Origin of the sequence: Aliihoeflea sp. 40Bstr573 (assembly GCF_024105655.1) — a bacterium.
Taxonomy (GTDB): Bacteria; Pseudomonadota; Alphaproteobacteria; order Rhizobiales; family Rhizobiaceae; genus Aliihoeflea.
Window position 1 is genome coordinate 39,897 of the sequence record NZ_JAAAMH010000022.1, and the last position, 8,364, is coordinate 48,260.

The 8,364-nt window shown below is 56.3% G+C and carries 6 protein-coding genes and 1 pseudogene; 1 reads left to right on the plus strand and 6 read right to left on the minus strand.

What is annotated here, in order from left to right:
* Positions 1–28: 28 nt before the first annotated feature.
* The 3 genes from GTK01_RS18270 to GTK01_RS18280 all read right to left on the minus strand — a co-directional run bounded on the left by GTK01_RS18270 (position 29) and on the right by GTK01_RS18280 (position 3,094).
* Entirely contained in the window at positions 29–442 is a 414-nt protein-coding gene (locus GTK01_RS18270; protein WP_024587356.1) for a hypothetical protein, read from the minus strand.
* Between the two features lie 628 nt (positions 443–1,070).
* Positions 1,071–2,468: an AAA family ATPase gene (locus GTK01_RS18275; RefSeq protein WP_252928752.1), complete on the minus strand. Its 1,398-nt coding sequence runs from the start codon at positions 2,466–2,468 to the stop codon at positions 1,071–1,073.
* A 95-nt stretch (positions 2,469–2,563) separates the two neighbouring features.
* Entirely contained in the window at positions 2,564–3,094 is a 531-nt protein-coding gene (locus tag GTK01_RS18280; RefSeq protein WP_024587358.1) for a DUF6634 family protein, read from the minus strand.
* A gap of 91 nt (positions 3,095–3,185) precedes the next feature.
* Here GTK01_RS18280 and GTK01_RS21135 point away from each other — a divergent pair, with 91 nt between their 5' ends.
* A complete protein-coding gene (locus tag GTK01_RS21135; protein ID WP_024587359.1) occupies positions 3,186–3,446 on the plus strand; it encodes a helix-turn-helix transcriptional regulator in 261 nt (86 codons plus the stop codon).
* Between the two features lie 419 nt (positions 3,447–3,865).
* Here GTK01_RS21135 and GTK01_RS18285 read toward each other — a convergent pair.
* From GTK01_RS18285 to GTK01_RS18295, 3 genes and pseudogenes are all read right to left on the minus strand, one after another.
* Positions 3,866–3,979 (minus strand): annotated as a pseudogene (locus tag GTK01_RS18285) (DUF2312 domain-containing protein); the annotation flags it as partial.
* Between the two features lie 250 nt (positions 3,980–4,229).
* Positions 4,230–5,009 carry a hypothetical protein gene (locus GTK01_RS18290; RefSeq protein WP_252928754.1) on the minus strand — a complete coding sequence of 260 codons (780 nt, stop codon included), beginning with the start codon at positions 5,007–5,009 and terminating at the stop codon, positions 4,230–4,232.
* Entirely contained in the window at positions 4,999–8,265 is a 3,267-nt protein-coding gene (locus GTK01_RS18295) for a VPA1269 family protein (protein WP_252928756.1), read from the minus strand. Before GTK01_RS18295 ends, GTK01_RS18290 begins: the two co-directional genes overlap by 11 nt.
* Positions 8,266–8,364: the final 99 nt, after the last annotated feature.

Sequence of the window (8,364 nt, forward strand, 5' to 3'; positions counted from 1 at the left end):
ACACCGCAGGGTGCCCGCCCCGAATGAATTACATGCCGACCTTGAAGGGCAATGCATAAGGCGTGTTGTCGGGACGCATTCCGGGCGTGTCGACATCGGTCATGCCCTCGGCGAAGTCGTACGTGTCGTTGTCGTTGGTCTCGTAGTGGATCATCGCAACGTAGTCGGTGCCTTCCATAGCTCCGCCTTCGATCTCGACGGAAACGTTTTCGCTATCTCCAGCGGATACGGCAGTATGTCCGATCGACGCCGGGATGACAGGTTCGCCGCTCTCTACTGCATGGATCACAACGTAGCCGTCCTGGTCGATCTTGACGGCCGGAAAGACCACCGAATTGCCTTCGATCGTCGCGCCCTCGACATCGATATTCAGATGGTCGGCGTGAGCGACGGCCGGAACGGCCGCAATCGCGGTGACGAGTGCAATCTTGATAAGGTTCATGGAACTCACTCTCTTCTCGTTTGACCGCGCAGGTACGAGCGGCATACGCAACAAGTTTCAGAGGCGGAAGGTTGAGAACAGCGGGCGAAGCTTATGCAAATCGTTTTGCCGCGCTTGCCGATACCGATAATGTCAGCTTCTTGGGCATTGCGACGTGAAAGCCGACTGGCAGGAAACCACCCCTTTGCCGAAGTTAGCTCGCACCGAGGTCATCATTTGCGAGGGATCCATTTCCGTGGTTTTCGGCGTGTCTGCGAACGACGCGATTCTGGGATATGCGTCGCTGTAAGCGGCCGATAGTCCCGCGAAAATGCCTTACTAAGTTCCGCTTGATCCATGGCGGCGTTCCCAGCGCTGTCCTCGTCTCCAGTCGTCGCCACGGGCCCGGCCGGTTGAGATTCGCTCTGCGCCGGATTTAAGGCGACCCAGTGTTTGCCGGGAATTCAAGCTGGCGCTGAGAAACTTCAGCCACGCCCTCCAGAGCCCCTGGCAGTGCCGAGCTCTGGAGGCGGCAGCGACGGCACCGGTCTCACCAACTGTCGTGCTCGCTGCCATCCCGCCCCCCTGAGGGGATGAATGACCGGGATGGGGGCGCAAAGCAGCCGGATTAATCGCGGCGATAGCGCACCTATTGTCGGGAAAGCATCTGCTCTCTCGCTTCAATCACGCACTCCATCAGCCTGTTCAATTGGCGCAATGATCCACCGTCCCAGACACTTAAAATGGCTTGGCGTTCGATCTCATCGAGAGGAATCGCCCATCGGTGATCGAAGCCACGTTCGCTATAGATTCGGCTCAAGATGCTGCCGCTGAGCGCAGCCAAGTGACTCCGGTTAGGTCGCGGAAAGCGGACGACGCGACATCGGTCAAGCAGCGGTTTTGGAACACCTTCTAGGTCGTTCGCTGTCAGTATCCACGAAACCAAAGAGAGATCGCATTCCATCTGAAGGTATGGGTCATACCACCGCCGCGCCGTTTCATCCTCAAAAAGACCAATGAGGACGGCATGTATACTTCCACCATGACCACCCGTCGCGACCTTTTCGAATTCATCAAGAATGACGCCCGGGCCACAGCTGTTCGCGCGACATGCAGCGCTTATCGCGATACATGGCGCGCCAGTCTTCCATCGTCGGGGCGTTCCGCCAATGGCGCTGTCGCTCGTCCCTCCACAGGAAACGAGAGTGTAGGCCATCCCCAATTCTTCAAAAAGGCGTCGTGCAAATCTGGTCTTCCCGCTGCCCGGTTCGCCAACCAGAACCGTTGGTCGTACGCGAGGCCTGTTTAGACCCGACAGTTGTGCGAGAATACCTTCGATTGCTTCAGACGCATAGGGAAACTCCATCACGAGGTTTTGACGGACATGGGTCGAATTCACCATCGCCGGATAAGGCAGGCGAGTTCCTACAAACGCGCTGAAGCTTGCCGAAATGTCCCGTCCTTCCGATGTCAGCTTGTTGCCAATTGCCGGGATTACGACGACCCCACCTTCGTCAGAATGGTTTGCGGGCTTTTCCTTTGCATGCTGCGGGTCGGCCAGGCGGGCCGTCGAGGGTAGCGCCACTTTAAAGACCCCATCGAGCAATTCATCGCCATTGCGGATGATCTCTTTCATCATGTTGGGCGACATTGAAAACTTAAGGAACTCGCTGTCGAGCGACACCGCAAGATGACTCCACGCCAGCGCCCGTTTGAACATGCTTGGGCATTCTGCGGAAGGCGGTATCTCCAACGCGTCTTGTGTCAAACGTCTTGAGACAGCCCACGCGGAGTCTGGGTCTCCAAAATAAGCAAGGTAGATCTGACACCTCAACATCGGATTGGCGACGTGCCGCGACTCTGTAGGCGGCATCTCGATCAAGGCATGGCGGAGGTGATCGACTAATTCTTGCCGAGGAGAAATAGCCAAGGCACCTGCCAATTCTGCCAACGGCTGGTATTTACCGCCGACTTTGGCCCACGCCGAAGAGTATCTGGTTGCAGATTCACGGATGTCGCTCGCGAGCAATGCCTCGAAGAAGTTCATTCCATATGCCAGCTCGCGCTCGGACGGCAAATAAGTTCCTTGAGTAGCTTTCCGATCGCGCGCTTGAAATCGCGCAGAATTAGGATCTAGCAACTTCACGCGGAGCGCCCATCGCAACGAGTTCCGCGTCTTCGTCCAAGGCGGTAGTAGCGGGACAACGTGCGCGCGTATCCTTGTCCCTCATCGATATGAAGCAACAGCGACGTGCAAATGGGACGCGCGTATCCCGTCAGCTGCGGATGCCCGTAGACGAGGCCCTCCAGCCGCGGGGAGGAGAGTTCGTCACAGAATATCTCCCACTCGGTCAAGATCGGCATTGATGCGGGCTGCTGCTCGACAATGCATTCGAACCTCCCTTCAACAATTAACAAGCGATGGAGGGAATCCCTGGCTAATCGAAATTTTTCGAGATGCACATCCGCCCCGGCTATATTTTCGGCGGCGATTTCACTGATCGAAAGGTCAAGCTGCCTTACCAGTTCGTCGAGCGTCCACTTTGTCGAACCACGAAAGCGCTCGTACCCCTGAAATCGGCTCGTCCCGATCTTTGAGTTCAACATTTCGTCGGCTCCAGGCAACGATTTTCGGAGGGCGGGGACACGGCTGAAAAACTTGAAAAGAAGCATAATGCCTCTTTTATAGAGCCTATTTGCCTCAGTTCAAGGTGTGGGTCGACAAATTGTTGACACCGTGCCCGGTACTGGACACCTCGGACCAATGGGTCCACGTTTTAGCTCCGACAGTATTCGCGCCGCGCGCGTCCTCGCCGATTTGAGCCAAACCGATTTGGCCAAGCTAGCGCGCGTTTCTCGTGTCACCGTTCAACGAATTGAACAGGAACCGAACGATATTAGGAAGAATTCTTATGATCGCGTGATTGCAACTCTGGAGAGCCGCGGGGTTAGGTTGAGACGCGATCAAGACGATCCAAAGCTAGAGTGGCTTGGTAAACGGACCGACTGGGATGGTTCTGCTTAAATGTCATATAGGGTCAAATCATACCCTGAGCCATCGATGAAGCGCGAGATCAATCTCGCGAGCTTGCTGACGCTCGAGTGAAATGCGGGCATGGAAACGCCGAACCATCGCGAATCGGCAGCTGCCCGCAATCCAATCAGTGATTATCGACAAGCGGATTCGGCCCCTTCCCTGAAAGGAGACACATCTCAAGGCTCTAAGGCCAGCACTAAATCAGCGGCCTTTTTTTTGCGCCGTCATGACTGGCCGCAAACCAGCTGCAGACGACGAGTCGCCGAGAAAGCCCCTCCTTTCAGTCGGGGTCCAACAGCCAGGATGGATTCGGGGGCGGGCTGCGGCTTGCAGTTGAAGGCCTCCCCAGCCCGCCCCCTGATCGGCAACGCAGGCGTTATCCAATGCAACACCCGCTCACACTAGACCTACATGCCGAGTGCGTTCATATAGAGCTCGACCAGCGCTTCTTCTTCCTGGCGCTCGTTCGGGTCTTTCTTGCGCAGGCGGATGATGGTGCGGATCGCCTTGGTGTCGTAGCCTTATCCCCCCTACTCAGAATTGTCGTTTGCGATAGTAGGCGGTGCGGCGAGGCTTCCACAGCGCAAGCGTCGCACCGCCTACGGGTCCAGCTTGGCAATTGGACCCGGCCGCAGGCCGGGCTTTCTCATCCCGATCGAACGGAGCCTTCAGAGCTACACTTACAGTAAGTGGTGTTCGGCTTAGGAATAGAGATTCCGTGCAGGCAAAGTTCGGCTGCTGTCGTCGAACACTAGCCTTTTCTACAGTCGGCTACCCGCCCACCGCGCCGGGATCGCCCAGCCCAGCCATCTTTTCCAGTAGCCTGAGTTCCTCCGCAACAACGAGATCAGACCCAGGCGCATAGTCCATCTTGATCCGGTCGCCACTATAAGTGAGCCCGAACTCCGCAAGCGTCTTGGCGTCTTTAAGCCGACACACAAAATGCTGTAGAATCTCCTGTTCACGCGACGAGAGACTCGAAATGTCCGTGATACTCAGCCGTCCCTTTCGGAGGCCTTCGATGTCGGCGACAGGTCCTTGGCGCAAGGCGGCGCTCAGTATGTCAAACTGCCGCTTCCATTGCCGTCCCTCGGCAAGAGCTTGGCGCAACATTGCCTGACCGGTGAGCCCAGGTACGGTGTTGACGATTTCCTCCAACTGGTGCGCGCGGTTGCTGCGAGCCTTGGACCGTTTGGGTGCGCTCACCTCGGCGAAACGGAGCTTGACGTAGTCCCTAAGTTCTCTATCGGCGCGGATCGTGGTGCCAACAGGTCCTGTCCACTCCGACGAACCTTTCTCAGTTCGTTTGCGCAAACGGACGTACGTTTCAATTATTCGCGGATTGAGCTTGGGAAACTGAGGGTTAAAAGACTCTGGATTTTCGCCCACGGATTTCGCCCTGTGGTACGCCGCTCCCGACAAAATTTCGTCACATGCCTCGACCAAGCGGGCCAACGTACCAAGTCTGCGCCTGTCGCCGGCCATCCTCGCCGCAGACCGCAGGCGGTCCATCAGCTGTTCGGCGAGGGAATTCTGGTCACTACTGCTCATGCCGGACATCCCTCTTGGAACCGGCCGATAAGCTGGGGACCACTGTTGCGATTTCTGCACGGATGCTGTCGAGAACGCGTTCGTCCAAACGAACAATTCCTTCGAGCAACTGTTGAAATCGATCAGCGTCCGGAGAATCATCGAGTAACGCGTCGCCGATTCTTAAACAGGCGTCCGTTTCATCCTTCATTGGAATTCTGATCATCAGATCACCCAAGTCGTTGACGCGCATTATCTCTCGCACCATAGCAATCATGTTTGCCTCTGCCCCATGCGGGATTTCCATGATTACTGATGGAAGTAGTCGCATGTCCCTCACTAAGGAGTGTAGCAACTCAAAGTGATGGACTTCGACCAAGCTGCACGAAATAGCACTTGGATCGAAACCAGGTACGGATGGAATGAGGATGTTATCGGCCGTTTTTCCTTCTGACTTCGCTGCCCGCTCGACCTGCCTGATTATCTCGCTGACTTGCAGTTCTCTTGACAGCTCGAACGTGAGATTGTCTTTGAGGCTGCTGTCTGCGTGCCGCAATTTACGGAGCCTGTGTGCCGTCTTGCCGGTCCGTTGCTCCTCGGCCTCTATTTGCTCGGCCAGTTGTCGCATCCGAACGCCGGTCAGTCGAAGCTCGGCCATGAGAATATTGATTCGACGCTTGATTCCGTCCTTGAACCTAGGCCCGGTTGCTCGGAAGCGGCATCCTGAGCATGCTCGATCTCTCCAAACAGGGCGAAACTTGCCCTCCATGTATTTCTGTCCGCCGATTGAACAGGTTCCTCCGGGACAGATGCCGTGATCGAATACATCCAGCAATGAGGCGCTCTTGTCTTCCGCGTGACGCCGCAGCAAGCCCGCCCCCACATGATCTTCGACGAATGGCGGCGTGATGGTTTGATCGGCGTAATCCCGGATTAGATCGCTATTGCCTGAGACCAACTGGTCAAGTGCTTCGCTACGCATCGCCATAGCCTGCGCCACGGCAGTATTTAGCCGCGCACTGCGCAGCCCGTTGTAATGCCAGGTCATTATCCAAGTGGCATGCCCGACCAAATCCTTTACTATCTCAATATTGACCCCAGCAGACAGGAGGTTCGAGACCATGGTCACGCGCAATGAGTGGATGTCGAATAGTGGCCCGTTTTCATCCACCAGCGGGTACTCGTGACCAAGGAGCTTGTTCACGCCGTCTTGGCACGCATGCAGCAGTTCTTTCCAATACCCGCGGACCTTTTCCTCACTGATAGCAAGATTCAGAGCCACCCCGGGGTCGCGGAAGAGAGGATAAATATCGGGAAATAGATTTGCGTCCGCCCTGGATGCTCTCGTTGTCTCTAATCGCTGGGTTACCGGCGACGTGATCGGATTGTATTTTTGCTGCAGGGCAAGCATCCTCTGTGTCGCTTGCACTATCGCGGGGTCCGTCCACGGAATGACGAATGGCTTTCCCGTTTTGTTCAGCCCCACACGCATTCCTATGGTCTTGGACGCTTCCCTTCCGGGTAGCGTGACCAATTGAAGAAAGCCCTCGTTTCGATCGACGGTTGCGCAGACATGCTGGTTTGGGACGGGTCTTCGCCCCTCAACGTCGAGGACGTATTGATCTCCTTCCCCGCTGTCGAGCCAGCGCGCACTGACAAGGCGCATTCCGGAATTCAGCAAAATATCCACGATGATCGCCTCAGCTGGCCAGAATACGACTTCGAACTCACCCGTTTGGCGGTTACGAAGCCTGTATTGGAAGCGCCCGGGAGCGAGACTTCGTGCAAACGCAAAATCGCCTTCCCGGTTCATTCGAACAATGAACTCCCACACTTCCTGCTCCAGCGGCTTGCGAGGAGTCACATCGCTACGCTTTGCGCGCGACCTTCCTAGGCGGTCGTGTTCGAGGTCAAACGGGCTTGTCTCGCTTACGAATTCGTCCCGTACGGATGCTAGGTAAAAAGCCTTTGCCATCGCGGAAATCGCACGATTTGCCCAGTCGGCTGCCTTCCCTGAAAAGTTCGCGACGAGAAACGTACGGAAGCCGGTTTTGTTGACGCCGCTCAAGTCGTGAACGTGCTTCGGGCGCGAGATCGATCGGAAGTCCGGCGGGGCATCGGCCGCGTCCAGCGTCAGTAGATATATGAGCCATATATTAAGATCATTTTCGATCTGGCGGATGTCCTTGACACCGAAGTGCGGCAGTAACTCCCTCAATTGACCTGCCCACGATTTGACGTGCGCCGGAATAGCCGTGACTGGCGATCCGGTAATTCGCGCTGCTCGCTGGGTGTTTCGGGGCGTCGGTCTAGCTGTCCAGTCGAAGGCATCGACGCCGATCACGCCAATCCGGGCGGATGTCAGGAATAACCTAGCCTCGGGACCGCGGGGAGTGGCGTCTCCGAACCACTCGGTCGCCAGTTTGTAGACGGCATTGATCGACGTCGAGACTTGCACCTTGGACGAGAATTGGCCGGAGCATTCTTTGAAGGCAGCGAGTGGATACCAACGAAACGGGCTGTCTTCTGACAGCCAAGTATTGCCTGCCAATGCTGACATTGCGAAGGCCTGTATGGTCATCGAGGCCGTTTGGTGTCGCTTGGTCTGATGAAAGCGGTAGACGAAATCGGCAAATTCACGCCGATCCCGACCGACCGACATCCGAGTGGCGAGCGGTAGATAACGACTGGGGTACAGGTAAATTATCCGCCCGACGTATCGTGCCGGCCATATCCAAATGCCTCGTCTGGCTAGATACTGTGCGAACCAGCCATGGGCAAATTCCACAGCCTCTTCCGGTTTGAGGGATCTCCTGACCCGAACGGCAGTGTCGCCCATCCAACGGTCAACCTTTCCGGCCAAGTAGCTGAGAAAGCTGAAGACGTCATCCGCCCGCGCGACCTTCTCGCGGAGCTCGCGCCATCCGACAGTGGAACCCTGCGACACCACCATCCAATCGTCGATGTCGCCCTGATTCACGATCGCTTCTATAAGGCACAGCTGTTGTTGACGGCTCAGAGTGAGCGTGAAGTCGACGATTGATCCCGTGCCTCTAGGCGAGTTTGTTCGTCGCTTGCCGTGCGGAGTCTTGTCGGACAGATATCCGAGCGCCACCGCAGCTTGAGTTAGCGCACTTTTCTTGAAATGCACTGATTTTGCCGGTTTGGCATACGAAATCATGCCGAATGGCAGATTCGCACGGGCCTCAAGGTTTACCGCCCGGAAGTTCAGACCGCCGAGATTATCGGCCAGTTGGACACTTCGAACTACCGGCATTTAGTAGACCGTAGGGCCGCGATTTGAGTTCTGCACGGCCTGACATGTGGCTGCGGCTTCGGCATCGGTCATCTGGGTTGGTGCGGGGCACCGATTTTC